This is a genomic window from Kitasatospora sp. NPDC023120, assembly GCF_055560835.1.
In genome coordinates, this window is record NZ_JBVHHY010000015.1 from 16297 (window position 1) to 41608 (window position 25312).

Annotated in this window: 23 protein-coding genes and 1 pseudogene; 11 read left to right on the forward strand and 13 right to left on the reverse strand. The window is 72.0% G+C overall.

Translation table 11 applies throughout. The annotated features are described in order from the left end of the window. The first annotated feature begins 1 nt into the window (after position 1). From ACZ3TI_RS22410 to ACZ3TI_RS22420, 3 genes are all read left to right on the forward strand, one after another. Positions 2 to 496, forward strand: a complete 495-nt coding sequence (locus tag ACZ3TI_RS22410) for a DUF742 domain-containing protein (RefSeq protein WP_465728798.1) — start codon at positions 2 to 4, stop codon at positions 494 to 496. Between the two features lie 2 nt (positions 497 to 498). Continuing rightward, a complete protein-coding gene (locus tag ACZ3TI_RS22415) occupies positions 499 to 1107 on the forward strand; it encodes a GTP-binding protein (protein ID WP_465728800.1) in 609 nt (202 codons plus the stop codon). A 115-nt stretch (positions 1108 to 1222) separates the two neighbouring features. Further along, a complete protein-coding gene (locus tag ACZ3TI_RS22420; protein WP_465729132.1) occupies positions 1223 to 2359 on the forward strand; it encodes an FAD-dependent monooxygenase in 1137 nt (378 codons plus the stop codon). A 28-nt stretch (positions 2360 to 2387) separates the two neighbouring features. Here ACZ3TI_RS22420 and ACZ3TI_RS22425 read toward each other — a convergent pair whose 3' ends face one another. Both ACZ3TI_RS22425 and ACZ3TI_RS22430 read right to left on the reverse strand, forming a co-directional pair. Next, positions 2388 to 3080, reverse strand: a complete 693-nt coding sequence (locus ACZ3TI_RS22425; RefSeq protein ID WP_465728802.1) for a DUF4328 domain-containing protein — start codon at positions 3078 to 3080, stop codon at positions 2388 to 2390. 172 nt (positions 3081 to 3252) lie between these two features. Then, positions 3253 to 4440, reverse strand: coding sequence for a transferase (locus ACZ3TI_RS22430; protein ID WP_465728804.1), 1188 nt, complete (start codon positions 4438 to 4440; stop codon positions 3253 to 3255). 343 nt (positions 4441 to 4783) lie between these two features. Here ACZ3TI_RS22430 and ACZ3TI_RS22435 point away from each other — a divergent pair, with 343 nt between their 5' ends. Next, positions 4784 to 5296 (forward strand): NUDIX hydrolase, encoded by a 513-nt coding sequence (locus ACZ3TI_RS22435; RefSeq protein ID WP_465728806.1) that lies wholly within the window; start codon positions 4784 to 4786, stop codon positions 5294 to 5296. A 112-nt stretch (positions 5297 to 5408) separates the two neighbouring features. Here ACZ3TI_RS22435 and ACZ3TI_RS22440 read toward each other — a convergent pair whose 3' ends face one another. The 3 genes from ACZ3TI_RS22440 to ACZ3TI_RS22450 are packed head-to-tail and all read right to left on the reverse strand — an operon-like array spanning position 5409 to position 6976. Beyond that, complete coding sequence (locus ACZ3TI_RS22440) at positions 5409 to 6218, reverse strand: serine hydrolase (protein ID WP_465728808.1); 810 nt, start codon at positions 6216 to 6218, stop codon at positions 5409 to 5411. A gap of 25 nt (positions 6219 to 6243) precedes the next feature. Continuing rightward, on the reverse strand, positions 6244 to 6426 hold the full coding sequence (locus ACZ3TI_RS22445; RefSeq protein ID WP_465728810.1) for a DUF397 domain-containing protein: 183 nt from the start codon (positions 6424 to 6426) through the stop codon (positions 6244 to 6246). Continuing rightward, positions 6368 to 6976 carry a Scr1 family TA system antitoxin-like transcriptional regulator gene (locus tag ACZ3TI_RS22450; protein ID WP_465728812.1) on the reverse strand — a complete coding sequence of 203 codons (609 nt, stop codon included), beginning with the start codon at positions 6974 to 6976 and terminating at the stop codon, positions 6368 to 6370. Before ACZ3TI_RS22450 ends, ACZ3TI_RS22445 begins: the two co-directional genes overlap by 59 nt. A gap of 69 nt (positions 6977 to 7045) precedes the next feature. On the opposite strand from ACZ3TI_RS22450, the gene ACZ3TI_RS22455 reads away from it, so the two are divergent. The 3 genes from ACZ3TI_RS22455 (at position 7046) to ACZ3TI_RS22465 (ending at position 9117) form a co-directional block, all read left to right on the forward strand. After that, positions 7046 to 7507, forward strand: coding sequence for an ATP-binding protein (locus ACZ3TI_RS22455; protein WP_465728814.1), 462 nt, complete (start codon positions 7046 to 7048; stop codon positions 7505 to 7507). Positions 7508 to 7695: 188 nt separating this feature from the next. Then, positions 7696 to 8205: a GNAT family N-acetyltransferase gene (locus tag ACZ3TI_RS22460; RefSeq protein WP_465728816.1), complete on the forward strand. Its 510-nt coding sequence runs from the start codon at positions 7696 to 7698 to the stop codon at positions 8203 to 8205. Between the two features lie 63 nt (positions 8206 to 8268). Further along, positions 8269 to 9117 (forward strand): DUF3626 domain-containing protein, encoded by an 849-nt coding sequence (locus ACZ3TI_RS22465; protein ID WP_465728818.1) that lies wholly within the window; start codon positions 8269 to 8271, stop codon positions 9115 to 9117. 43 nt (positions 9118 to 9160) lie between these two features. On the opposite strand, the gene ACZ3TI_RS22470 is transcribed toward ACZ3TI_RS22465, so the two are convergent. Further along, a complete protein-coding gene (locus ACZ3TI_RS22470; RefSeq protein ID WP_465728820.1) occupies positions 9161 to 9898 on the reverse strand; it encodes a VOC family protein in 738 nt (245 codons plus the stop codon). A 451-nt stretch (positions 9899 to 10349) separates the two neighbouring features. Here ACZ3TI_RS22470 and ACZ3TI_RS22475 point away from each other — a divergent pair, with 451 nt between their 5' ends. Then, positions 10350 to 10835, forward strand: a complete 486-nt coding sequence (locus tag ACZ3TI_RS22475) for a CAP domain-containing protein (RefSeq protein WP_465728822.1) — start codon at positions 10350 to 10352, stop codon at positions 10833 to 10835. A gap of 73 nt (positions 10836 to 10908) precedes the next feature. Here the strand turns inward: ACZ3TI_RS22475 and ACZ3TI_RS22480 are convergent, their stop codons facing one another. Next, positions 10909 to 11637: a hypothetical protein gene (locus tag ACZ3TI_RS22480; RefSeq protein WP_465728824.1), complete on the reverse strand. Its 729-nt coding sequence runs from the start codon at positions 11635 to 11637 to the stop codon at positions 10909 to 10911. 54 nt (positions 11638 to 11691) lie between these two features. On the opposite strand from ACZ3TI_RS22480, the gene ACZ3TI_RS22485 reads away from it, so the two are divergent. Next, positions 11692 to 12192 (forward strand): SMI1/KNR4 family protein, encoded by a 501-nt coding sequence (locus ACZ3TI_RS22485; protein ID WP_465728826.1) that lies wholly within the window; start codon positions 11692 to 11694, stop codon positions 12190 to 12192. A gap of 271 nt (positions 12193 to 12463) precedes the next feature. Here the strand turns inward: ACZ3TI_RS22485 and ACZ3TI_RS22490 are convergent, their stop codons facing one another. The 5 genes and pseudogenes from ACZ3TI_RS22490 to ACZ3TI_RS22510 form a co-directional block, all read right to left on the reverse strand. Next, on the reverse strand, positions 12464 to 13237 hold the full coding sequence (locus tag ACZ3TI_RS22490; RefSeq protein ID WP_465728828.1) for an HAD hydrolase family protein: 774 nt from the start codon (positions 13235 to 13237) through the stop codon (positions 12464 to 12466). 177 nt (positions 13238 to 13414) lie between these two features. Further along, on the reverse strand, positions 13415 to 14968 hold the full coding sequence (locus ACZ3TI_RS22495) for a hypothetical protein (protein ID WP_465728830.1): 1554 nt from the start codon (positions 14966 to 14968) through the stop codon (positions 13415 to 13417). Positions 14969 to 15057: 89 nt separating this feature from the next. Continuing rightward, the gene (locus ACZ3TI_RS22500; protein ID WP_465728832.1) at positions 15058 to 15888 is read right to left on the reverse strand and encodes a leucyl/phenylalanyl-tRNA--protein transferase; all 831 of its coding nucleotides are present in this window, start codon (positions 15886 to 15888) and stop codon (positions 15058 to 15060) included. Between the two features lie 104 nt (positions 15889 to 15992). Beyond that, positions 15993 to 19358, reverse strand: coding sequence for a non-ribosomal peptide synthetase (locus ACZ3TI_RS22505; protein WP_465729134.1), 3366 nt, complete (start codon positions 19356 to 19358; stop codon positions 15993 to 15995). Positions 19359 to 19508: 150 nt separating this feature from the next. After that, positions 19509 to 19739 (reverse strand): annotated as a pseudogene (locus ACZ3TI_RS22510) (MbtH family NRPS accessory protein); the annotation flags it as partial. A 186-nt stretch (positions 19740 to 19925) separates the two neighbouring features. Here ACZ3TI_RS22510 and ACZ3TI_RS22515 point away from each other — a divergent pair. Then, positions 19926 to 23108, forward strand: a complete 3183-nt coding sequence (locus tag ACZ3TI_RS22515) for a putative bifunctional diguanylate cyclase/phosphodiesterase (protein ID WP_465728834.1) — start codon at positions 19926 to 19928, stop codon at positions 23106 to 23108. A gap of 43 nt (positions 23109 to 23151) precedes the next feature. Here ACZ3TI_RS22515 and ACZ3TI_RS22520 read toward each other — a convergent pair whose 3' ends face one another. Then, positions 23152 to 23463, reverse strand: coding sequence for an ArsR/SmtB family transcription factor (locus ACZ3TI_RS22520; protein WP_465728836.1), 312 nt, complete (start codon positions 23461 to 23463; stop codon positions 23152 to 23154). A gap of 130 nt (positions 23464 to 23593) precedes the next feature. Here ACZ3TI_RS22520 and ACZ3TI_RS22525 point away from each other — a divergent pair, with 130 nt between their 5' ends. Beyond that, positions 23594 to 25162: an MFS transporter gene (locus tag ACZ3TI_RS22525; RefSeq protein WP_465728838.1), complete on the forward strand. Its 1569-nt coding sequence runs from the start codon at positions 23594 to 23596 to the stop codon at positions 25160 to 25162. Positions 25163 to 25312: the final 150 nt, after the last annotated feature.

Genomic DNA, 25312 nt, shown 5'->3' on the forward strand with positions numbered 1-25312 from the left:
GGTGGGCCCGTACGGGAACGACGGCTGGGGGGACGGCCGGGACGGCACCCATGACGAGAGTCGTCCCCGCCGCGTGGCGCCGCACTGGAGCGAGCTGGAGGACGAGGGCGCGGAGGACGAGGCGGGCAGCATGGTCCGCCCGTACACGATCACCCGCGGCCGGACCGCCCCCGAGCGGGACGACCTCACCCTCATCACCGTGCTCACCACGGTCGAGGAGGAGGCCGCCGCGGCCCTGGCGCGGGGCAGCCGCGCCGGTGCCCGGGGCCTCCAGCCCGAGCACCGAGCGATCCTCGAACGCTGCCGTCGCCCGGCAGCCGTCGCCGAGGTGTCGGCCGGCCTGGACCTCCCGGTCTCGGTCACCAAGATCCTGCTGGGCGACCTGGTCGCCCAGGGCCTGCTGAAGGCCCAGGCGCCGCTCTCGGTGGCCCGGGCCGCCGGGGGCGCCGACCTCGCCCTGCTCACGGCCGTACGCGAAGGACTCCGGAGACTCTGAACATGGCAACCCCCCACTCCGCCACCGGCACCGCCATCGGCGACCCCACCACCGCCCCGGCCGCCGTCAAGATCCTGATCGCCGGCGGCTTCGGCGTCGGCAAGACCACCCTGGTCGGCTCGGTCAGCGAGGTCACCCCGCTGCGCACCGAGGAGTACCTGACCCGCGCCAGCATCGGCGTGGACGACCTGTCCGGCGTCGACCAGAAGGGCACCACCACCGTCGCCCTGGACTTCGGCCGGATCACCGTCAGCCCCGACCTGGTTCTCTACCTGTTCGGCACGCCCGGGCAGGAGCGCTTCTGGTTCATGTGGAACGACCTGGTCAACGGCGCCCTCGGCGGGATCGTCATCGCCGACACCCGCCGGCTGGAGACCAGCTTCGCCTCCATCGACTTCTTCGAGAGCCGGGACATCCCGTTCGTGGTCGCGATCAACTGCTTCCACAACACCAACACCCGCACCCCCGAGGAGATCCGGGCCGCGCTGGACCTCGACCCCCAGGTCCCGATGCTGCTCGGCGACGTGCGCGAGCGCGCCTTCGGGCGGGACCTGCTGCTCGCCCTGGTCGACCACCTGATGGAACTCGCCGCCGTCTCCCCCGTCGGCTGAACCCCCTCGCCCGTCGGCTGGCGGCCCCCTCTCCCGAGCCGATCCCGTCGCCCGACAAACCCGTCCCCCGCCGATCCCGTCCCCGGCTGAACCGCACTTCTCTGGAAGCACCACCATCACCACACCACCCCTGCGCGTCCTCGTCCACGGCGGCGGCGTCGGCGGCCTCACCCTCGCCACCGCGCTCGCCCGGCAGGGCCACCACGTCGACGTCGCCGAGCTTCGCGAGCAGCCGGAGGCGCTCGGCGTCGGCATCATCCAGCCCTCCAACGCCCTGCACGTGATGCGCGAGATCGGCGTCCTGGACGAATGCCTGGCCGTCGGCTACGAGTGGGAGGTGCTGACCATCTGCGACCCGGCCGGCGCCACCCTCGCCAGGATCCCGCAGCCCCGGATGGGCGACGCCCCCGCCAACAACGGCATACCGCGCCCCGCCCTCGCCCGGGTCCTCGCCGACGCCGCCGCCAAGGCCGGTGCGACGGTGCGGTTCGGCACCACCATCGCCTCGGTCGCGGACGACGGCGCGGGCGTCGACGTCACCCTCACCGACGGGCACGCCGCCCGCTACGACCTGGTCGTCGGCTTCGACGGCATCGGCTCGCCGCTGCGCCGGCACCTGTACGGCGAGACGTACGCCCCCGAGTACACCGGCTTCGCCAACTGGCGGGTGACGATGCCGCGTTCGCCCGAGGTGCAGGGCGTGGTGATGTCCTCCGGCAACCTCGAGGCGAAGGCGCTGCTCACCCCGATCAGCGAGGAACTCATGTACCTGGGCGCGGTGTTCGCCGAAGCCGAGGACTTCCGCCCGGACCCCGAGCGCGCCCACGAGCAGCTCCGCGAACGCCTGGCAGGCTTCGGCGACCCGATCGCCGCCGCACTCGCGCAGGTCACCGACCCGGCCGCCGTGGTCTACTCGCGGATCTCCCAGGTCACCGTCGAGCAGCCCTGGCACGTCGGCCGGATCGTCCTCGCGGGCGACGCCGCCCACGCCTCCACCCCGCACCTCGCCCAGGGCGCCGCGATGGCCGTCGAGGACGCGCTCGTCCTCGCCCGGAGCCTGGACGCGGCGGGCGACGTCCCGACCGCCCTCGCCGCCTGGGAGGCCAGACGCCGCCCGCGCGCCATGTGGGTCCAGGCGCTGTCCCGCGCGGTCCTCAAGCAGGAGACCGGCACGCCGACCACCCCGGAGGAGGACGAGCTGCTCAAGGTCGGCATCCCGGGCGCGGCGCACGTCCTCGTCCAGCCGTACTGACGGCTACGGCGGTCGGCGGTCGGCGGGCTCAGCGGAGCGCTTCGGCGCTCCGCTGGGTCTGCCAGACGCCGATCTGACGGATGACGATGATGATCAGCACACCAGCCAGCACGTTCAGTGCCGCGGCGACGCTCCCCAGGTACACGGCCTGACGCAGGTCGTCCTCCGAGAGCGCCTCCTTCATGACCTCGTAGGTGTACCCCCGCCCCACGTAGCCTCCGATGAGCATTGCCCCCCACCAGATGCCGAGCACCGGGCCGAGCGGCCGCCGCCGGGGCGCGCTGGCCAGCCTGATGTCCGCCACGACCTGGTACGGGATCCAGAGGTTCGCCACCGGGGTGATCCAGGAGACGACCACCCAGCCCCGGGCCCGGCGCTGGCTGTCCGGACCGCCCAGCGACTCGGCGTTGAGCCGCGCCCGCCACAGCCACACCAGGAACACCACACCGGCCGGAATCATGAACGTCAGGACCTGAAACCCGTCGAAGTAGCCCGCGAAGTCGGCGACCGACTGGATGTCCGACAGCGTCGCCTTCCCCGCGAGGGTGTCCTCGACCACGAGGTAGGCCCACCAGTCGGACACCGTGTGCAGCACGTCGTACACCAGCACCAGCGCTATCAGGAGCGAGGCGGCGACGCCCAGGCCGGAGAGGGCCCGGTACTGCGGCACTCCTGCCTGCCCGCCCGCGCCGACGGAGGTGCCGTGCTGTGAATGGTCCATGTCTCCCCCAGAGTTCATGTCGAGCGGTTCATGTCCAGCGGTTCGTGTCCAGCGGTTCGTGTCCAGCGGTTCGTGTCCAGCGGTTCGTGTCGGCGGTTCGTGTTCAGCGGTTCGTGTCCAGCGGTTCGTGTCGGCGGTTCGTGTTCAGCGGTTCGTGTCGGGCGGTTCGTGTTCACCAGAGTCCGGTCAACTGCAGTGCCCGGTAGCCGAGCCAGCCCATCAGGGCCAGCGCGAGCGCCAGCCCGGCGCCCGCGAACATGGCCGTGTGCGTCGCGTTCCGGGACCGCCAGATCATCATCCGCTGCCGACGCCCGACGGACGCGAACGCGTTCTTCAGGGCGAACGCCACGTGGGACGTGGAGGTCTCCGCCGACAGGACGCGCAACACCCAGCCCCGCAGCCCCTTGCGCGGGAGCCCCACCGGGAACACCCGGGGAGTCCAGGAGCCGTCGAAGACGACGACGGCGGAGATCCAGTGCCCGCCGGTGCCCAGCCCGTCCGGCGGCACCGGGCTCGGCAGGTGCTCGTTCAGCCGGTCCACCACGTCGGACTCGCCGCCCGGAACCAGCAGGACCAGCTTCCCGGCCGGCTGGGTGGTGCGCACCTGCTCGACCTCCCACCACAGCCCGTCCCCCTGCCCCAGGCGCAGGACGATGAGCTGGGACAGATCCATCAGCCGCAGCACGGTGGGTTTCCAGTCGTCCTGCGGCAGGTAGAACCGCGCCGCTCCGAGGTGCGGCAGTCGCTCCCCCGGTCGCCCCACCGCGATCACGGGGCCGATGGCGCCCAAGGCACTGGCGAGTTGTTCCTCCCGGGTGTGGAGGTTGATGTCCGCCCCGTCGTCCACCTGGGCGGCGCTCTCGTCGTCGCCGAAACTGCGCAGGTAGAGCACCGGTCGGCGACCGCTCAGCAGCAGTGCCCGGGCCGCCGGCCGCGCCGCGTACGGGCGGGTGCGGCGAAGGATCAGGAAGCCCGACAGCATGGCTGCCACGCCACCGACGAGCAGCAGGAACTGCGCCTCCAACGGCATCTTGTGGCCGTCCCGCTCCGACACCTCGATGGCGTAGGTCCCGACTCCGAACAGCACCAGACCGAGGCTGTTGATCAGTCGGAGGACCCGCTGCCACGGCCGCCGGGGCGGGACGTACTCGCTGACGATCCGCACGAGTTCGGCGGCTCCCGACCTGCGGCGGTGCCGCAGCCACAGGGCGGGGCCGAGCAGTACCAGGGCGGACACCCCGAACCAGAGCGCCACGACCGCGTTCCGGCCGGAATCCTGACCCAGGCCCACGCTGATCAGCAGCTGCAGCGCGACGTAGGCCGACAGGACGGCGAGCCCCGTGACCAGTCTCGCGAACATCCGCAAACGCGACGACACTTCAGCTCACCCCCGAGCCTTCTCCTCCGACATCAATGAGCGGAACGTCTACTGCCCGTACCACAGTTGATTGATCGTCATGCGCATGGAGACGGTCTTGTGTCCACTCGGGACCACGCGGCAGGCTGACGGCCTCCCCGGTCGACCGACCGACGTCCGGGAGGTACGAGGCCGCGCCTGTTCCGCCGCCCGTCTACGACAAGTCCGCTGGCGACTCGGTCCGCGACAGCGGGGCCGCCGCTTTCGGGAACTTGTAGAGGTTTGGCCAGACCGTGGGTCTCGGCAGGAGCAACAGCACTGACGGGGTCGTGCGATCGTGGGTGCCGTGAACGAACCGGTGGAGCGCGTAGATGATCAGGATCGGGTGCTGGCGGTGGTGGACCGCGGTGAGGCCATCCGTCGAGGCTGGCTGCACCGCATAGCGACGACGGTCTGCCGCGATCAGCAGGGGCGGGTGTTGGTCTATCGGCGGCCCGAACACCTGTCCCGGTTCCCCGGCCACCATGAGGTGATGTTCGGTGGGGCTGTAGACGTAGGCGAGTCCTACGAGCAGGCGGCGGCCAGGGAGTTGGCCGAGGAACTGGGCATTCACGTGCCGGTGCGCTTCTTGTTCAAGTTCCTGTGCCGGGGGGCGATCAGCCCGTACTGGCTCGGCATGCACGAGGCCGTGATCACGGGCGAGGTGACACCTGACCCGGGAGAGGTTGCCTGGCACGGTTGGCTGACGGAGACGGAGCTGCAGGAGGCCGTGCGGCAGTGGCGCTTCATTCCGGACGGGCAGGAGGCGTTCGATCGCTACCTCACGCGTCGCCACGGCCTGCCCGAGATCCGGTCGTGACGCGAGACGGGCCGCACGGGTCGGGCACGGCTGGTCTTGGACCGCTCCGCCCGCCGGGCGACCCGGTCCGCACGTACCACCACACGGTCTGCGACGGGCGCGATCAAACTGCTCAACGAGCCCGCGCTGCAGGGGCTCCAGCTGCGCGCGACGCGGTAGCGGCAGCATCCGCGATCTCGTGGCGCCGCCTCCAGACGGCGGCAGAGATCCGGGCAACCAGCCGGGCCGCCGGGTCGGTGTGATCCGTACCGGAGGCGAGCGGGCCGGTGTAGCACACGGCGATCAGGTACGGCGGGCAGTCGTAGGGGTGAACGAGCCCGACGCTGTGCCGGACGCCGGGAAACCAGCCGTTCTTGAAGGCGATCCGGATGTTCGAGGGGAGGCCGGCGGCGAGGTCCACCCGGAACTCGTTGCGCTCCAGGAGGGCCAGCAGCTCCGGCTCGTCGGCGAGGGAACGCAGGAGACGCACGAGGTCGCGGGCGCTGACCCGGTTGTGCACGCCCTCGGCGCGCGCCGCGTAGTCCTCGATCCCGCGCGGGCTGGAGCTGCGGGTGGCACCCGCCTCGCGCCAGACGTCGGCGACGGACTGCGGGGTCGTGCGGGCCAGGCAGAGGTTGGTGGCGAGGTTGGAGGAGTGCGTGATCATCCGCTCGGCGAGGAGGCGGAGGGGGACGTGGGTGCCGAGGAGTTCCCAGGGCAGCGGATCGCTGTCCCAGTCCGGGTCGTTGCCGAACTCCCCACCCACGACGGACTCGAACCGGTTCACCACCGGCACCTCGGCGTCGAGATTCGCCCCACTGCGGGTCAGTGCGGCCAGCACGGCGATCTTCATCGTGCTCGCGGCATCGTGCAGTTCGTCCGGCGCACGCAGGAAGACCGGCTCCGCCTCGCCCGCCCAGGGGGCAACCACTACAGAGAGCATGGAGGAAGAGTAGGGGAGGAAGCGGTCAGACCTCGGCCGTTGCGGCGAACGACACGAACGCCCGCCAGGCGGCGGGGTCAAAGGTGAGGCGGGGACCGCTCGCGTCCTTGGAGTCACGGACGAGTACAGCGGTCGTCGCCTCGGCAACCTCAACGCACGCGCCGCCTTCGTTGCTGCTGTGACTGCTCTTGAACCAGGCCAGTTCCACGCCTCCTGACGGTACGCCAACGGCCCGCCATAATCGCGTCGTGCGAGAGTGCAGGCTGTCGCATCTCATAGATCGCTCGCGCATAAGCCTCCGTCTGAAGGAGCCCGGGGATCAGGAGAGTCGTGTAGTCGTGGTGTTCAATGGCGATGTCCTCCAGGCTCACGTAGCCCCGGAACCAAGCCGGGTGTCGCATCCGGGCCTTGGCCCGCGCGCTCACCACATCGTTCTTCGCGACCGCCAACAGCCCACCGGCGTTGAGGTTCCTGTCCACCGCTACCAGCAGCTCCGGCTGCGGGGTCCGCACCCCGCGTTCCACCGCACTGATCAGGGCTCCCCGTAGCCGACGCGCTCCCCCAGCTCCTTCCGCGTCAGTCCGGCCTGCTCCCGCAGGAGCTTGATCTGCTTGCCGATCGCCCGGAAGAAGTCCGAGACCTCCGTCAGGCCCTCCGGCAGTTCCGTCGCACGTCGTCGCCCGGCTCGCTGTTACGCGCCGCACCCATCGCGACCACCCCGCCTGTGATTGAGCCACGAGACAAAAAGCTGTCCGCATCAATACAAGCACTCTCCGTACTCGCCGGATGCATGGTCAGCGTACGTCCGCGCCGTCACGCTTCTACCCATGACGACCGAGATCCCTCTCGCCAACCCCCGATCCCACACCACCACCCTCGACGCCACACCCAAGGGCGCCGCGACCTGCCGGCGGATCGCCAGACGTCAACTCACCGCCTGGGAACTGAACTCGACGCACACCGAGCCGTTCTACTCCGCCCTCCTGATCGTCGCGGAGCTGGCCGCGAACGCGATCACGCACGGACGCGTTCCGGGGCGCGGGTTCGAGCTGCACCTCGCGCTCACCACCTCCGTGCGCCGGGGCACCACCCTTCGCATCGCCATCAGCGACCCCAGGGGCGACCGGCTCCCCGTCCTCCCCACCACCCACATCCCCAATGCCCAGTCCGGGCGCGGTCTCACCCTCATCGACGCCCTCTGCGACCGCTGGGGAACCCTCCCCCGGCACCCCGACTCCAAGACGGTCTGGGCCGAACTCGACCTGGCCGACTCCCCCGATGCCGTCTGAACCCCGCCATAGCGAGGGCCACGCCACCCTCTGCACCCTTCTCCCCCTCGCACCCCCAACAGCCACCCCGTAAAGGACAGGAGTGGGAAGTCGGCGAACCCGACTTCCCACTCCTCGGGCGGTCCATCAAAAGACCCAGCGCGGAAATCCCGTCGCGGTAGTGCCCGCAAGGTTGGTGGAATGGAGGTATGAGTTTCTCTCATGTCGACGCGACCGAGATCGTCTTACCCGTTCACATCCGCGATCTGACGCCCGCCGACCTGCCGGCGTGCACCTGGTCGGGATCCGCGACCCACCTGCGCCAGGTCGCCCGGGAGTTGGTACGGGCGAAGGTCGGCGAGGTGGACTACCTCGCCGTCTGCACCGGGGCCGACCTCCCCGTGGCGATCGGCGGCGTCGACTACCAGGTCACCCCCGGCGCGGGCGTGCTGTGGCAGCTCGCGGTGCTCCCGGCCCTCCAGTCCCACGGACTCGGCTCGCTGCTCATCCGGGCGGCCGAGGACCGCATCCGGGCGCGCGGTCTCCGACGGGCCGAACTCGGGGTGGAGGACGACAACCCGCGGGCCCGTGCACTGTACGAGCGGCTCGGGTACACGGCCTTCGACCGGCGGCCCGACGCCTGGGACGAGGAGGCGCCCGACGGCTCGATCCGCAGGTACGAGACCATGTGCACGATCATGGGCAAGGACCTGACGTAGGGGACGGCTGGTGGAGGGGAAACCCCCGTGCACCGGTTGATCGGTTCGGGGGACACTACGCGGATGATCTCCGACGCCATCCAGACCGCCGTCCAGACACCACAGGAACGGGCCCTCGGGCATGTGGCCGGGCTGTCGTCCGGTCCGCCGGTCGATCCGGCACTGCGCGTGACCCTCAACTTCCATCCGGACCGGGTGGCACACGGCAAGCCCCTCCTCGAGGCGCTGGCGGAGGGTGGCGTCTACCTGTCCCAGTTCGTCACAGGGACGAGCAACGGCGGCCTCACCGCCCACCCCGGCGGCGACCGGTGGCGGTGGGAGAGCCGGATCTTCGACGGCGCCTACGACGACGCGGCGGTCGGCGAGCGGCCCGTCTACGGGGCGCTGAACTTCCGCCGCAAGCCGGTCGGTGCGGCGCCGCGGTTCGGCTCCGCGCACCTGCGGCTCACCCCCGAGACGCTGACGCGGACCACGTTCTGTTATCCCGACAGCTTCCTGGAGCCCGCGGACTTCGGCACCGCGGACCGCATGGGGCTCATCGAACTCGCCCTGGCCGACCGCCAGGACGCCCTCGACGACTACATCGAGGCGCAGGTGCACGGACCGGTCCGGCTGGACCGCGATGTCGAGGCGCTTGTCCTGGACCCCTGCTACCGGGGCACGGCCGTCGAGGACGCCGCCGGTCGCCTGCCGTGCCCGGTGGAATGGCACTCCGGATTCCGTCTCACGGTCGAGGAGCTCCGCCTGCACCCCGCCTACCGGGGCCAGGAGTTCGTCGACCTGGGCGCCGAGATCGCGATCGACGGAACGCTCGACCCGCGCATCGTCGGAGCTGCCGCCGGCACCGGTCGCCACGACCCGCAGGCGGTCAAGAAGGTGTGGCACTACCTCGCGCGCTACGGCCTTCGCTGAGCGCCCCCCGGCCACTCGCACCGGCCGGGTCCGCTGCTCGAGGTCAGCGAGGACTGAGGAGGCAGAACTCGTTGCCTTCCGGGTCGGACAGAATCGTCCAGGAGATCGCGGACTGGTCGATACCGGGGTCGGTGGCGCCCAAGGCCCGCAGTCGGGCTTCTTCTGCTTCCGGGTCGTCGCCGCGGTAGGGAGCGACGTCGAGGTGGACGCGGTTCCACACGCTCTTGGCGTCGGGGGTGCGGAGGAACTCCAGGTAGGGGCCGACGCCCCTGGCGGAGCGCATGGACGCGTAGTCATCGGTGACCTCGTGCACCGTCCAGTCCATCGCCTCGCCCCAGAACCGGGCCATCTCTCGCGGGTCGGCGCAGTCGACCACCACCGCGGCGATCGGCCCGGTGTTCTGGTAGGCCGGGCGGGGGTCCAGGACGCAGAACTCGTTGCCCTCCGGGTCGGCCATGACCGTCCACGGCACGTCGCCCTGGCCCACATCGGCGGGCGTCGCGCCGAGGTCCTTCAAGCGCGCGATCAACTCCGTCTGATGGGCTGTCGAGTTGGTGGCCAGATCGACGTGCACCCGGTTCTTCACCGTCTTGGGTTCCGGGCACGCGACGATGTCGATGCAGACGGCCACCGGGTCGGGGTAGGCGAAGCCCAGGGGTTCGAGGTTGGTCACGCCCGGCCCCTCGCTGTCGATGCCCCAGCCGAGGGCCGCCGCCCAGAACCGGCCCAGCGCGGAGTCGTCCTGAGCCTTCATATTGATCTGCACGAGTCGCGTTGCCACGCCACAGATCCTAGAACGTGCATCCGACCGGATGCCTGGCGTCCGGACAGCCGCCAGACCCGGAGCCGCCTGAGTACGTGCCGTTGGCCCGCAACTGCAGCCGGATTATTCATCCAAACAGATCAAGGCGGCGCTCCTCGGGCGCGCCGCCTTACCCCGAATGGCTGACGGTGATCTCATCGCCCGACGAACGAGGACCCGCGCTCGGCGTCGGCGAACGGAGATCTCCACTCACATTCCAGGGGTATCCGATGACATCGAGACGCTTGGCAACCACGGCCGCCGTTGTCTGCGGCCTGCTCGTACAGGGCCCGGCACCGGCGGCCTCCACCCAGGGTCGCGCAGCCACGGCGCCCACCGTCCACGCCGATGCGGACTCCACCACAGCGATCGCGGCAGCAACGGCAACGAGGGCGAGAACCTGCTCAACTCCACCGGTCCGCTGCGTCCCGTGATCACACTGGACCCCGGGGTGAGCTACAGCTGGATCGCCGAGAAGCCCCAGTTCGACGCCGACAACAACGCCGCGGTCAACGGCAACGCGGCTGCCGGGACCAACGTCCACGCCTGGGGTCACTACTCCCAGATGGTGTGGATGTCCCAGGCCTCGGCCACGACGAAGATCGGCTGTGGTGTGAAGCAGGGTGTGCCCGTGGCCGGCAGTACCGGGATCCTGGTCTGCCGGTACCTCGCCGGCGGCAGCATCGACGGGCAGCGAGCCATCCCGCCCGGTTCAGCCGGAGGCGGAGGCGTGGTCACGCCCAAACCGCCCTTCCCGGCAGGGGTCGGCGTGGCGATGGCGAACCAGGCGCCCGACCTCCTCATCGCCCTCGCCGTGGACAAGGACGGCTACCTCAACGTGGCGTGGGTCGTCGGCACGCAAGCCTGGCACGACCCCGTCCGCTTCGGACCACCCACCTTCCCGTCCGCGCAGTAGCCCCTCGTCAGAGCGTGGGAGTGGGAAGTCGGCCCCACCGACTTCCCACTCCCCTGTCGGCCTCCGAGGGTGGTCAGGGCGCCAGCACCTCGGCTACCCGGGCCAGCCGGGATGGCGGCCAGGCGAAGCTGTTCGCGGGGTTGCGGAAGGAGTAGCCGCCGTCGTTGATCCGGTAGCCGCCCTCAGCCGTGGTCCAGTGCGCGGGACCACACGGACCCTGCTCCTCCAGCAGCGCCGCGGCAAGCCGCTCGGGCTCCTCCACGCGAGTGCGGGTCCGCAGCGCCGCCGTCAGGCGCTCGACGGCGTCCTCCGGCAGGGCGTCGTCGCCGAACGCGGGCAGCAGGAGCAGCAGCCGGGCCTGGGGATCGGTGGTGCTGCCGCCGGGCAGGCCGTTGTCCGCTGCGGCGGTCAACTCGGCCCAGGACAGCCCGGGACCCGTGAAATGCCCGTCGTCCTGCGCGAGCCGTTCCGCCGCCTCCCAGTCGGGGTGGTGCAGCAGGTAGTCGATGCCCTCGTCCTCCTCGAAGGCGCGGTACACCACGTACAGGCGGTGGCCACCGGCGAGCGGCACCGTGAAGACGGGCCAGGAGTCGCGCCGGAGCAGCCGGGCCTGGAAGTCTCCGGCCGCGTACGAGTCCGCCTCGTCGACCAGTTCCTCGGCTTCCCCGCTCTCGGAGCAGTAGCTGTGCAGATGCCCCAGCCAGAACACGTGGTCGTCCAGGAGCTCGGGCAGGTACTCGAAGGGCCCGCCGTCGAAGCCGGGGATCCGGACGGGATGGGACTGCACCAGGCTGTTCTTCACGGAGGTCATCATGCCCTGCCCTGCTCCGGGTGGCCCTCTCGTACGATGCCGGTCATGGCCCGTTTCGAGGATCTCCGACACTCCCTGTGGGACACCGCAAGCGCGCAATCGACACAGTCGGCCCTGAGCGACGAGGCGGTCGCGGAGGCCCAGCAGCTGCTGGGCGTCACGCTCCCCGGCTCCCTGCTCGACCTGCTGCGCCACCGGAACGGCGGCGAGGTCGCGGAGGACCGGAACGCCTTTCCCATCAGTCAGTCCGGCTTCTGGAGCGGCGACCACGTCCCGTTCGACACCGTGATGGGCATCGGCCGTCGCGAGGGAACGGTCTCCCTGCTCGACAGCCCGTACCTGGTCGGGGAATGGGGTCTCCCGGCCGAGGTGGTCCTGGTCTCGGGTGACGGCATGTGCTGGATCGGGCTCGACTACCGGGCCTGCGGCCGACACGGGGAACCCTCCGTCACCTGGTTCGAGGCGGACCTCGGCACGGAGCTGGCCCTCGCCCCGGACTTCCGGTCCTTCCTCGAAGGCCTCACCGCCGCCCGCCACTTCGAGTGAGTGCCTCCGGGGCGTGAACACGTGGGGGCCGCCCGGTGCCGTCCGGGCAGTGGCGCTTCACGGAGCGCCGCGTCCGGATCACCCTGGTCGGCGACGTGAGCCACCACCTGCGCCCGTCATGAGCCGGACTCATGGGGCCCGACATGAGCCGGACTCATGAGACTTTTCATGAGCCGAACTCATGAGGCCCTGACATGAGCCGAACTCATACGCACCGGCGCGTCATGAACGACACCGCTGGGGGTGGGGCCGGCGGCACGGTCGCCCGCCCTCAGGCTGCGGGCGTGGCTGCCGCCAGGCGGGAGATCTCGGCGGCGACGGCGGCCGGGTCGGGGGCGACGGTGACGCGGGCGACGCCGTCCAGGCCCGCGTGGGTGCCGACGCGCACGGAGTGCCGTGCGTTGCGCAGCAGGTCGAAGTCGTTGATGTCGTTGCCGAATGCGTTGTAGTCCTCGATCCCCAGTGAGGTGAGGGCCTCCCACTTGTTGGTGGTGCCCGGGGCGAAGTCGATGATCGCCTCGTCCAGGTGGTGGTTGACGGTCATCCCGAGCGCGCGGCCGGCCTCGGCGAGGGCCGGCATGTCGGTCGCGTGGACGACGAGGAACTTCACCACGGCCGGAAGGTCCGCGAGTTCGACCCCACGGGCCAGCTTCCCCTGGTCCACTCGGCTGCGGATCGGGTGATCGGCCGGACCGGTGTAGGCGTAGTCCCAGGGGCCGTCGGCGAGGTAGCCCGCCCGGTAGCGCTCGACCTCCGCCAGCAGCCCGTCGAGTTCAGCGTTCCCGAAGGCCGCCCGCGCCCGGACCTGCCCGTCGACGGAGACGAGGCTGCCGTTCCCGCCGATCAGCGTGGCGCCCGGGAAGGCCCCGTCGAGGACGGGCAGGAGGTCCCGGACCGGCCGGGCGGAGGCGAACACCAGCTGGTGGCCCGCGCGTTCGCAGGCCGTGAGGGCATCGATGATCCTGCCGTCGATGACCCGCCCGTCGAAGCAGAGCGTGCCGTCGATGTCGAAAACCGTGGTGCGGGCGCTAGAGGTGATCATCATGTGATGATATCCAGCCGGCGGTGAGCACACGCTCCGCCTGGCCGCGGTCCTCCTTGTGCCCGCGTCCTCCGCACGAGAGCCCCGTGGCGCATCCGAGACACCAGGGCCGAGCCTGCCGACGACAAGGGTCTCCCGGTCGAGACAGCTCGACCGGGAGACCCTTGCGATGACTGTCCGTCAGCTCTTGCTGGGCTTAGGCGACGGCAGTGCCGCCGAGCCGCCGATCAGCGGCCACTCCTTGTGGAAGGGCGGCAGCGGGAGCTTGCCCTCGATGATCGGGGTGCCGAAGACCTTCAGGTGCGCGGTCAGCGACCCGTTGAGGTCGACGCCGCCGAGCAGCGACCAACTGCCCTGCACCTGCGGCGGGTTGCCGGAGGAGTCGGCGATCAGGGAACCTTCGGCCTGGGCCTTCAGGTAGGGGGCGACGGTGGTCTCCACGCCGACGGTGTCGTACAGGCCGACGCTGATCTCGGCGCCGAGCGCGGCCCGCACGCCGGCCTTGCCGTTGAGCCGCACGTGGACCGGGGTGACCTTGGTGTCGGCGCTGGTGACCGGGGTCCAGCCCTTGCCGCCGGTGTAGTCGGCGCGCACGGCCCAGGTGCCGGTGGCGTCCTGCTCAGCCTCCAGGTGGACCTGGCCGTCGGCGCTGACCTCCAGGTAGCAGGTCAGGCCGAGGTTGACGACGACGGGCAGTCCGGCGACGGTCAGCACGGGGCTGGCCTGCAGCTTGGCGAAGGGGACCCGGATCGGCGCCGCGCCGGTGTTGCGGACGACGTCGCCGGTGACCTTCCACTGGGCGTGGGCGCCCAGGTCGAAGCCGATCGACGCGGTGCGCGGGCTGCCGGCGGCGGCGCCGTGGTACGCGAAGTGGATGGCCGGGTGGAGCTGCAGGGAGCCGGAGGCGTCCAGGCTGGCGCCCTCGGGCAGCGGCACGGGGGCCTTGAGGTTGACCTCCAGGGTGCCGGAGGCGTCGGCCTTCACACCGTTGAGGTCCGCGCCGACGCTCGCCTTGAGGTCCTTGACCAGCGGGGTGACCGTGATGCCGTGCGGGTCGACGGGCACGCTGCCGTCGGCCTCGGTGCCGCCGAGGAGCTCGGCGAGGGTGGCCGGGCGGGTCGCCAGGTTGAGGGTGTTGCCGGCGCCGGGGTGGACGGCGGTGACGGCGACCAGCGCGCCCTGCGGGGCGGCGGCGGTGGGCGGACTGGCGATCAGCTGACCGGGCTGGACGGCGGCAGTGGCGGCGGCAGCCGACGCGGCAGCCGACGGAGCGGCGCTCGGCGAAGCCGAAGCCGAAGCCGAGGCCGGGCCCGACGCCGGGCCCGTCGGAGCCGGACCGCCGGCCGCCGTCAGGACGGCCGTGCCGCCCGCCGGGTCGTAGGCGGTCAGCTGCAGGTTCTTCGTCGCCGCCGTGACCGCCGCGCCGTCCTTGCCGGGGCTGCCGATCGCGGCCTGCTTGTCCCCGGCGGGTGCGGCGGTGACGGGCACCGCGCCCGCGGTCGGACGGCCGGCGGCGGGCGAGGCCGCCTTGGCGCGCGGGGTGCCTGCGGCGGGTGCGGCCGCGGCCGGGCTGCCCCCGGCGGCGGTCGCGGTCGCGTCGGCGACGGTGGCGGCCGCGGGGGCGGCGCCGGTCTGGGAGGGGCCGGGGCTGGTCGGCCCGCACGCGGCGGCCCCGGCGAGGATGAGGGTGAGGACGGCGGGGCCCGCGGCCCTGCCTATCGAACTCTTGAACACGCCACGTCATGTTACTGACGAGGAATAAGTTTGTCGAAGAGAGTCCGAATGGTAGCCGAACGGAGACTGAATGAAGGTTTAACAACAGGTCATCCGAGCCGTGCCGCCGGAAGTGGCTCGCCGGGCAGCGGGCCCGTCGGGGCGCCGCCCGCGGACAGCTCCGCCAGGTACCGGGAGCGTGCCATCGGCCCGGCCCCCAGGCTGCGCACGTGCGGACCGTCCCACTGCGCGTCGAGCAGCCGCCCGCCCGCCGCGCCGAACCGCGCGCCGAGGTCGGCGACGGCGACCCGGGCGGCGTCCGGGCGGCGGTGGAACATCGAGTCGAGGCTCAGCACCGACCCGACCCCGATCCCGAACACCCCGCCGACCAGTTCCTCCCCCTCCCACACCTCCCCGCTGTGGGCGGCTCCGAGTGCGTGCAGCTCCCTCAGCGCGTCCGCCAACTCGGCGGTGAGCCAGACCGGTTGACGCCCCTCCGTACACCCCGCCAGCACTTCCCCGAAGGCCCGGTCCGCACTCGTCCACCACGCCGACCGATCCCCGGGTCGATCGGCGGACCGATCCCCCGCCCGATGCACCGAGCGGTTGCGCAGCCGCCGGGCCAGCCGGCGCCCCAGCCGTACGCCGTCGGCCGCGACCACCGGCCGGGGGTCGGGCGACCACCACGCCAGCGCGTACGGGTCCTCACCGCCCGGCAGCAGCGCCACCTCCCCCGCGTCGACGGCGTCCCCGTACACCGCCTCGTTGTACGCGCTCGCGTAGAAGTCCGCGGCGGGCAGCGGGAACAGCCCGTGCCGGTACGCCGCCAGCAGCTCCCGCGGGCCGAGGACGCCGCCGAACGCCACCGGGCCGTCACGGGGGGCGAGTCGGACGTCGAGCGCGTCGAAGACGTCGGCCGCCTCGCCGCCGCCACCGCTCATCGGCCGTCACCACCCATCGGGCCACCACCACCCATTGGGCCACCACCGCCCGTCGGGCCACCACCGTCCATCGGGCCGTCACCACCCATCCGGGCCGTCACCGCTCATCGCGCCGCCCCCAGGAACCCCTCCCGCTCCAGCTCGGTCAGGTAGTGGTCGATCAACTCCGCGTTCACCGGCGGAAGTTCGATGCCGCTCCCGGTGAGCGCCGCGTCCGTGTTCGTCCGGTCGAACAGCGGGAAGGTCGGGCGGAAGTACATCTCGCTGATGGACAGCTCCGACCCCGGCGCGCGGTCCACGAACAGCGGGACGAACGGCGCGATCGGGTGCGTCGGCTTCCCTGCCGCGAACCGGAGCAGGCCCTGCACCCACTCCCCGTACGGCAGGCGGGCGATCCGGTGGCCGCGCGCCCGCAGCCGGTCGGCCAGGTCGGTGAGGTCGCCCGGCTGCGGCGAGGTGAGGTGGTAGACCTCGCCGTCGGCGGGCGCGTGGGCGGCGATGTGGGCGATGGCGCGGGTGAAGCGGTCGGCCGGGACGAAGTCGAGGAGCAGGTGGACGTCCGGGCAGGTGCCGCTGTCCGCCAGGTACTTGATCAGCGCGCACAGCTCGGTACCGGTGTTCATCACACCGCTCGCCAGGTCCCCCGTGACGTCGTTGGTGCGCAGCACCGTGACCGGCAGTCCGGCCGAGGCGGCGTTGTGCAGCAGCTGCTCGGCCACCCACTTGCTCTCGACGTAGCCGACGCCGATCCGTTCGGGGTGGGCGAGCGGGGTCCGTTCGGTGACCTTGTCGATGCCCACCGCCCCGAAGCCGGCCAGCACGGCGAGGGTGGAGAGGTAGTGGACGGGTACGCCCCGGCTGTGTCCGGCGAGCCGGACGATCTCCCGGGTGCCGCCGACGTTGGAGTCGCGCAGCTGGTGGTACGGGTAGAGGAAGTTGACCTGCCCGCCGAGGTGGTAGACCGCGTCCAGGTTGCCTGCCATCCAGGCGAACTGACGATCCGTCAGGCCGATTCCGGGCTGGGTGAGGTCGCCGACCAGCGGCACCACCCGGCGGTCGGCGAGGTCGTGCCGCAGGAAGCGCTGCTGGGTGGCCCGCAGCCGTTCCAGCGCGTGCTCCTCGTCGGGTGCCCGGACCAGGCAGTGGATCCGGGCCCGGGTGGTGGCGAGCAGCGCGTTCAGCAGGTGCGCGCCGCAGAATCCGGTCGCGCCCGTGAGCAGGATCTCGGCCGGTTCCGCCCGGGAGGGCGCGGGGCTCCAGGACTGGCCGATCGGGTCGGTGAGCCGCGCCTCCGCGAACCAGTCGACGGACGCCTCGGCGGAGGGACGCCTGCCGCCCGAGCCCGACCCCACCCCGGAGCCGGAGTCGGACGCCGAGCCGGTTTCGGAGCCCGCCCCCGAGCCCGAGTCCGAGCCGGTTTCGGAGCCCGCCCCCGAGCCCGAGCCCGAGTCCGAGCCGATTTCGGAGCCGGAGCCGGAGACGGAGCCGGAGACGGATTCGGCACGGGCGCCTGCGCCTGTGCGGGCCTCCTGCAGCGCCCCGGCGAAGGCCCGCAGTGCGGGCTCGCGCAGCAGTGCGCGGGTCAGCGTCCGCACCCGGCCGACGTCGATGCCGAACATGATCCGGGCCCGTGCCAGCATCTCCATCGCCAGCAGCGAGGTGCCTCCGAGCGCGAAGAAGTCGTCGTCCGGGCCGACGGTCTCGGCCCCGAGCAGCTCCGCCCACAGCTGCCCGACCGCGTCCTCGACCAGATCCCCCGCGGCCCCGTCCGCCGCGCCCCCGGCCCCTTCGACCGGATGCCCCTCGGCACCACCCGCGACCACCACCTGCGGCGCCGTCCGCACCGGGGCGTGCGGCAGCCGGCGCCGGTCGATCTTCCCGGCCGCCGTGAGCGGCATCGCCTCCAGCGGCACGAACTCGGCGGGCACCAGGTACTCCGGCAGGCGCTCGGCCAGGAACGCCCGGATCCCCTCGGCGCCGCCGACCACACCGACCGCCTCGGCCGCGAGCGTGTAGTACGCGGTGAGCACCCGGCTGCCGTCCGCCGCCGACCCGTCGGCCGCGACCCGCGCCTGCCGGACGTCCGGGTGGGCGGCCAGCACCGCCTCGATCTCCGCCGGGTCCACCCGGTGGCCGCGCACCTTCACCTGGTCGTCGAGGCGCCCGAGGATCTCCAGCTGCCCGTCCGCGCGCCAGCGCCCGGCGTCGCCGGTGCGGTACATCCGCTCGCCGGGAAGCGGAGCGTACGGGTCGGGCAGGAAGGACTCGGCGGTGAGCCCGGCCTGGCGCCAGTAGCCCCGGGCGAGGCCGGGCCCGCCGAGGTGGATCTGCCCCCGCTCGCCGGGCCGGACCGGGCGCAGCCGGGCGTCCAGCACATGCACCCGCACCCCCGGCAGCGGCCGTCCGATCGGCACCGGTGCCGCCGCGCCGCCACCGCCGAGGTGGTCCGCGGTGACCTCGCAGAGCGTGGAGGTGACGGCCGCCTCGGTGACCCCGTACGCGTTGAGCAGCCGCGTGCCCGGCAGCCGTTCCAGGCAGTTGCGGCAGTCGCCGGCGTCCACGACGTCCCCGCCGACCACCACCAGCCGAAGCCCCTCCGGTCCACGCCCGCCATGGGGGAGCAGGTCGAGCACGTGGTGCCAGTAGTCGGGGGTGAAGTCGGCGACGGTCAGGCCGAGCCCGGGCAGCCGGCGCACCAGTTCGGTGGGCGCCCAGGTGCCGCCCGCGCTCCCGCCGCCCAGGACGACCGTCGCGCCCGCGAGCAGCGCGCCGAGCACCTGCTCCAGGGCGGTGTCGGAGCCCAGCGCGGCCAACTGCAGCACGCGGTCGCCGGGCGCGAGCCGGTAGGCGTGGACGATCCGGTCGAGGGTGAACACCAGCGCACGGTGGGTGACCGGGACGCCCTTGGGGCGACCGGTGGTGCCGGAGGTGTAGATCAGGTAGGCGAGGTCGTCGGGGGCGGCGCCGTCGGTCAGCCGGAACTCTCCGGGCCCGGCGACGCGGTCGGACGGGTCGCCCGCGGCACCGCCGACAGAGGGGTCGCCCGCCACCTCGCCGCCGTCTACGCCGAGCACGGAGACCCCGCGGAGCACGGAAACCCCGCCGGGTACGGCGACCCCACTCGGCGTGGAAGCCCCGCCGGGCATGGAAACCCCGCGAAATCCGTGACCTTCGGTGACCACCACCCGTGCCCCGCAGTCCTCCACCAGCCGCATCAGCCGCCGCTCCGGGTGCGCCGGGTCGAGCGGCAGGAACGCCCCGCCCGCCTTGAGCACCCCCAGCCAGGCCGTGACCAGTCCGGCCCCGCGCTCCAGGCAGACCGGCACCACCTGCTCCGGGCCGGTGCCGTGCGCCCGCAGCTCGGCGGCCAACCGGTCGCTGCGCAGGTCGAGTTCGCGGTAACTCAGCGTGGCGTCGTCGGCGACGACGGCGACGGCCTCCGGGTCGTGCGCCGCCCGCGTGCGGAACAACCCGTGCACCGTGTCGGCGAACCCGGCCGCGGCCCGCCCGACGCCTGCCGAACGCGCCGAACCGGGAACGGAGCCCGTCGAACCAGGAACGGAGCCAGCCGAACCGGGAAACCCCAACCCCGGCGGGCGCCACTCCCGTTCCACCCAAGCCCTGCAGTCGGCCCGCCCCGCCGGCCCGTACACCTGGTGCCACCCGCCCGGAACCGTCAAGTCCTCCGGCCAGACCGCATACTGACCGTTGTCATTGCGAACCACGGCGTGACCACGGGATCTCGCATCCTCGCGTACGCCCCGTGCGCTGTCTGCTGCGTCGTCCACCGGCTTGACCTCGTGCTGTGGCGGCAGAATGCTTGGGAGTGCGACATTTCCGACTATACGCACTCACGACACATTGGTAACGTCCGGTCGCCCACCGCCCGGACGCCGCGAGCGCGCGCGAAGAAGCGCCCCCGTCCCACCGCCCGAGGTCGCGGAACGCATCAGTCTCCGCATCGGCACCCGGGCCCCGCCCTCGCCCGAACTCCCCCGCCCGACCGACGGGGTGATGTCGCGGAGGAGGTAGCCTCGTTGACACGCCGGCGACAACGCCTGATGGCCTGTTACCTGATCTGGATGGTGCTGTTCACCGGCATCTACTACGCCAACCCCAGCCAGCGCATCATCTGGTGGACGGGTATCGGCCTCGGCGGCGTCGCCGCCATGGTGATCGGCGTCCGCCTCAACCGCCCGGCGCACGCGCGCTTCTGGTACCTGCTGGCGCTCGCCAACCTGAGTTTCACCATCGGCGAGGTGGTGCAGGCCGTCCAACTGGACATCCTGCACCTGAACAACCCCTTCCCCTCCATCGCGGACTTCTTCTACCTCGCCGAATTCGTGCTGTACGCGGCCGGCGTGCTCGGCTTCATCCGCTGGCGCACGGCGCGTCAGGACCGCGCCGGGCTGCTCGACGCGCTGATCCTCACCATCGGCCTGGCCCTGCTCTCCTGGATCTACCTGATCCTCCCGTACACCCGCAGCCCCGACCTCACCTGGTTCCAGCGGGTCGTCTCGATCGCGTACCCGCTCGGCGACGTCGTCGTCCTCGCCCTGCTGCTGCGGCTGCTGACCCCGCGCGGCGGCAAGTCCCGCTCCCTGCAGCTGCTCACCATCGGCACCGTCGGCCTGCTCGTCTCCGACGTGCTGTACGGGCTGATCCAGCTGCACGGCACCTGGCACATCGGCACACCGGTCGAACTCGGCTGGGCCGCCTTCTACACCGCCTGGGGTGCGGCCGCGCTGCACCCGTCGATGGTCGAGCTGACCAAGCCCGTCCCCACCCAGCAGCCGGACCTCAGCACCGCCCGGCTCGTCCTGCTCACCCTCGCCTCGCTGATCGCCCCGGCGATCCTGATCATCGAGTCCCTGGCCGGGAACACCAACAACGCGGGCGTGATCGGCGCCTTCTCCGCGCTCCTCTACCTGCTCGTGCTCGCCCGTCTCGCCGTGGTCGTCTCCGCCCGCAGACAGGCCATCGCCCGCGAACGGGCGCTGCGCGAGGCGGGCGCCCGGCTGACCGCGGCCGTCACCGTGGAGGAGGTCGCGGACGCCGTCCAATCCGCCGCCTCCACCCTGATGCCCGCCGAGCCCGGGCACGTCGCCCTGCTCGCCGTCGCCGAGGCGGGCGTGCTGCACGTCCGGCACGCCGAGCACGGCTCGGCGAAGCACCGGTTGGGCAGCGCCTCGGACTCCGACCAGGTGTTCGCCCTCGCCGCGTACCGGGAGAGCCGACTGCTGCCCGTCGAGTCCGTCGACCTGCCCACCGGCGAGCTGGCCGGGAACCTCGACGGCATGCCGTACGCCCTGATCTGCCCGCTCACCCTCGCCGAACGCCCCTCCGGCGACCCGCTGATCGGCGCCCTCATCGTCACGGGCACCGAGCAGGAGCTGGCCAGCCTGTGGAGCTCGCTGGAGATCCTCGCCGGGCAGGCAGCCCTCGCCGTCGAGCGGGTCGTGCTGAGCCAGGAGGTCAACCGCCGCAACAGCGAGCTGTACTTCCGCACGCTCGTCCAGAACGCCAGCGACGTCATCCTGATCCTCGATGCCGACGACGGCGTGCGCTACGCCTCCCCGTCCGCCGAGTCCGTGCTCGGCAACCCGGCGCTGGAGGGCACCCTGCTCACCGACCTCGTCCCGCCCGAGGACAGCCGGGAGGTCGGCCGGGCACTGGCCCGGATGCGCGGCAAGACCGTCCCGACCCACGGCGAGCAGGCCCGCGAGCAGCCGCGCGAGCACTGGCGGTTACTGCGCCCGGACCGCACCCCGATCGAGGCCGAGGTGCGCTTCAACGACCTGCGCGCCGACCCGACCGTCCGTGCCGTGGTGCTCACCCTGCGCGACGTCACCGAGCAGCGGCAGATGGAGCGCGAGCTGACCCACCGGGCCTTCCACGACTCACTCACCGGCCTCGCCAACCGGGTGCTGTTCCAGGACCGCGTCGGGCACGCGCTGTCGCGCGGCGAGCGCAGCGGGTCCCTCACCGGGGTGCTGTTCATCGACCTGGACGACTTCAAGGTGGTCAACGACACCCAGGGGCACGCGGTCGGCGACGAGCTGCTGGTCGCCGTCTCACTGCGGATCTCCACCGCGCTGCGCGTCTCCGACACCGCCGCCCGGCTCGGCGGCGACGAGTTCGCGGTGCTGGTGGAGGACGCGACGACGCCCACGGACGTGGACAACATCGCGGCCGGCGTGCTCGAGGTTTTCAACGAGCCGTTCAAGCTCAAGGCGGGCGCGGTCCGGGTGAGTGCCAGCATCGGCGTGGCGACCACCGAGGACAGCATCGACGCCGCCGAGCTGCTCACCCACGCCGACCTCGCGCTCTACTCCGCGAAGGCGTCCGGCCGCCGCCAGTGGTGCCACTACCGGCCGGCGCTACAGGCGGGCCTGGTGGAACGGCACGAGCTGAACGAGCACCTCGACTCCGCGATAGCGGAATCGGCGTTCCAGCTGTACTACCAACCGATCGTCGACCTGCGCAATGGCGACCTGGTCGCCTTCGAGGCGCTGGTCCGCTGGCCGCACGACCGGCGCGGCATGGTCCTGCCCGACGAGTTCATCGCCCTCGCCGAGGAGAGCGGCCAGATCGTCCCGCTCGGTGCCTGGGTCCTGGAACGCGCCACCCAGGAGGCCGCCGCCTGGCACGCCGCCAGCTCCACCGTCCGCGCCGGCGCCGGACGGCCCCCGCTGCGGGTCAACGTCAACGTCTCGGCCCGCCAGTTCCGCGACGCGGGCTTCGTCGACGTCGTCCGCCACGCGATCGCCAACTCCGGCATCGACCCGCGCACCCTCGTCCTGGAACTCACCGAATCCGTCCTGATGCGCCGCGACGACCGCATCAACGCCGACATGGCCACCCTCTCCGCCCTCGGCGTCGGCATCGCCATCGACGACTTCGGCACCGGCTACTCCTCGCTCTCCTACCTGCGGGAGTTCCCGATCTCGCTCCTCAAGATCGACAAGTCCTTCATCGACGGCCTCGGGCACTCCCCGCAGCAGTACGCGCTGGTCGAGGGCATCGCCCGGATCGCCGACACCCTCGGCGTCCAGGTCATCGCCGAGGGCATCGAGTACCCCGAGCAGCGCGACCTCCTCGCCGCCATGGGCTGCCCGCTCGGCCAGGGCTACCTCTTCGCCCACCCGATGGACTCCCCGCACGCCCGCACCCTCGTCCGCAGCACCAGCCACGAACCGGCGAAGGGCGGGAGCCGCTGATCCCGGGGGCCCGCGTCAGGGGTTCGCTGAGGCCGGGCCCGCGTCAGGGGTTCGCGCGGATCAGGTCGAGCAGGCCCGGGAAGCGCTTCTCGAGGTCCTCGTGGCGCAACGTGGCCGCGCGGCTGTTGCCGCGGTCGACCTGGCGGACCAGTCCGGCCTCGCGCAGGACCCGGAAGTGGTGCGTGATCGTGGATTTGGAGACCGGGAGGTTGAAGGAGGCGCAGGTGCGCGCCGCCCCCTCGGCTTCCCGCAGCAGCGCGGAGACCACTCCGTAGCGCAGCGGGTCGGCGAGTGCGTTCAGGACCGTCCGAAGGTCCATCTCCTCGGTCGACGGGTGGCCTTCCGGGTCGGGCATCGGATCCTCCATCCTCGGCATCCTCAGGTATGGGTTGCATCGTACCTCGACCGCATGGCACCGTAAGGTTCGAAAAATTCCTTACCTGGCCGTTCCGCGGTCGGGCCGAGCCTGCCTGGAGTTGTGCCCCATGAGTACGCAGACCACGTCGTCTGCCACGCCGCCGGTGGCGACGGACGGGCAGCAGCCCGGTCGCAACCTGACGCTGGCCGCGGTTCTCCTCGCGGTGTTCGTCGTGCCCATGTCCATCTCCGGCACGGCGGTCGCCCTCCCCGACATCGGCACCAGCACCCACGCCGACCTGGCCCCGCTCCAGTGGGTGGTGAACGCCTTCAACGTCGCGTTCGCCTGCTTCACTCTGGTCTGGGGCTCGATCGCCGACGTCATCGGCCGGGTCAAGGCCTTCGCGGCCGGTGTCGCCGTCTACGCCGTCGCCTCGCTCGCCAGCGCCGTCGCGACCGACGTGGTCTGGCTCGACGCCGCCCGCGCCCTCACCGGCATCGGCGGCGCCGCGATCTTCTCCTGCGGCGCGGCGATCGTCTCCACCGTCTTCGACGGCCCGGCCCGCGCCAAGGCCTTCGCGATGTTCGGCACCATCGCCGGCATCGGCGTCGCCATCGGCCCGTCGCTGGCCGGCGTGCTGGTGCAGGGCCTCGGCTGGCGCTGGGTGTTCGCGGTGCACGCCGTCGCCCTCGCGGTCGTGCTGCTCGCGGTGCCCGCGATCTCCCGCGCCATGCCCTCCGACTCCGGCAGCGGCGGGCGGATCGACGTCCCCGGCAGCGCGCTGTTCGTGGTCGCCATGGTGCTGCTCACCACCGCCATCGTGCAGGGCTCGCAGTGGGGTTGGGGCAGCATCGGGGTGATCGGCCTGTTCGTCGGCGCGGTCGTCGTGCTGGCCGTGTTCGCCGCCGTCGAGAACCGCAGCGCCCACCCCATGCTGGACCTCAGCGTGCTGCGCAACCGCCGCTTCGTCGGCCTGTGCCTCGTCCCGGTCGCCGCCTCCTTCGGCTTCGTCACCATGCTCACCTACCTGCCGAGCTACCTGACCGCCGTCACCGGCCGCGACACCGGCGCCGCAGGCCTGCTGATGCTGCTGCTCACCGCCCCGGTGCTGGTCTTCCCGATGCTCGCCGCCAAGCTGGTCACCCGCGGCGTCCCGGCGCTCACCCTGATCTACATCAGCCTGGTCTGCCTGGTCGCCGGCGACATCGCGCTCACCCTGCTCTCGCCCTCCGTCACCGTCCTGCTGCTCGCCGCACCGATGCTGATCACCGGCGCCGGCATGGGCCTGTCGGCCGGCCTGGTCGACGGCCAGGCGCTGGAACTGGTCGACCCGGCCAAGGCGGGCATGGCGGCCGGCTTCCTCAACACGCTGCGCCTGGGCAGCGAGGCCGTCGCCGTCGCGGTGTACGGCTCCGCGCTCGCCACCGTGCTCGGCACCCGGATCAACGACGGCATCGGCGCGCACGAGGGCGCCTCGCAGGCCGACAAGGTCGCCGACCAGGCGGCCGGCGGAGACCTCTCCGGCGCGGCCGACCTGTCGGGTGCCACCGACCACAAGGGCTTCGTGGACTTCCTGGCCGACGCCTACGACTCCGCCTTCCACTCCGTCCTGTGGGGCCTCGCGGCCGTCGGCGTGGTGCTGTTCGTCGTGATCGCGGCGCTGCTGCTCGGCGGCGGGCAGAAGGCCGAGGCCTGAGGGAGCCCGAGGGCCTGACCGGCCCCCCGTGACCACGGCCGCGAGGCCGTTCCGAGACGCGGGAGGGCGGCTTCCCCCGGGCCGCCCTCCCGCATCACCTCCCTCCGCACGCACCACACCCTCCCAGAGACCGGGCCCGACGCCGCAACC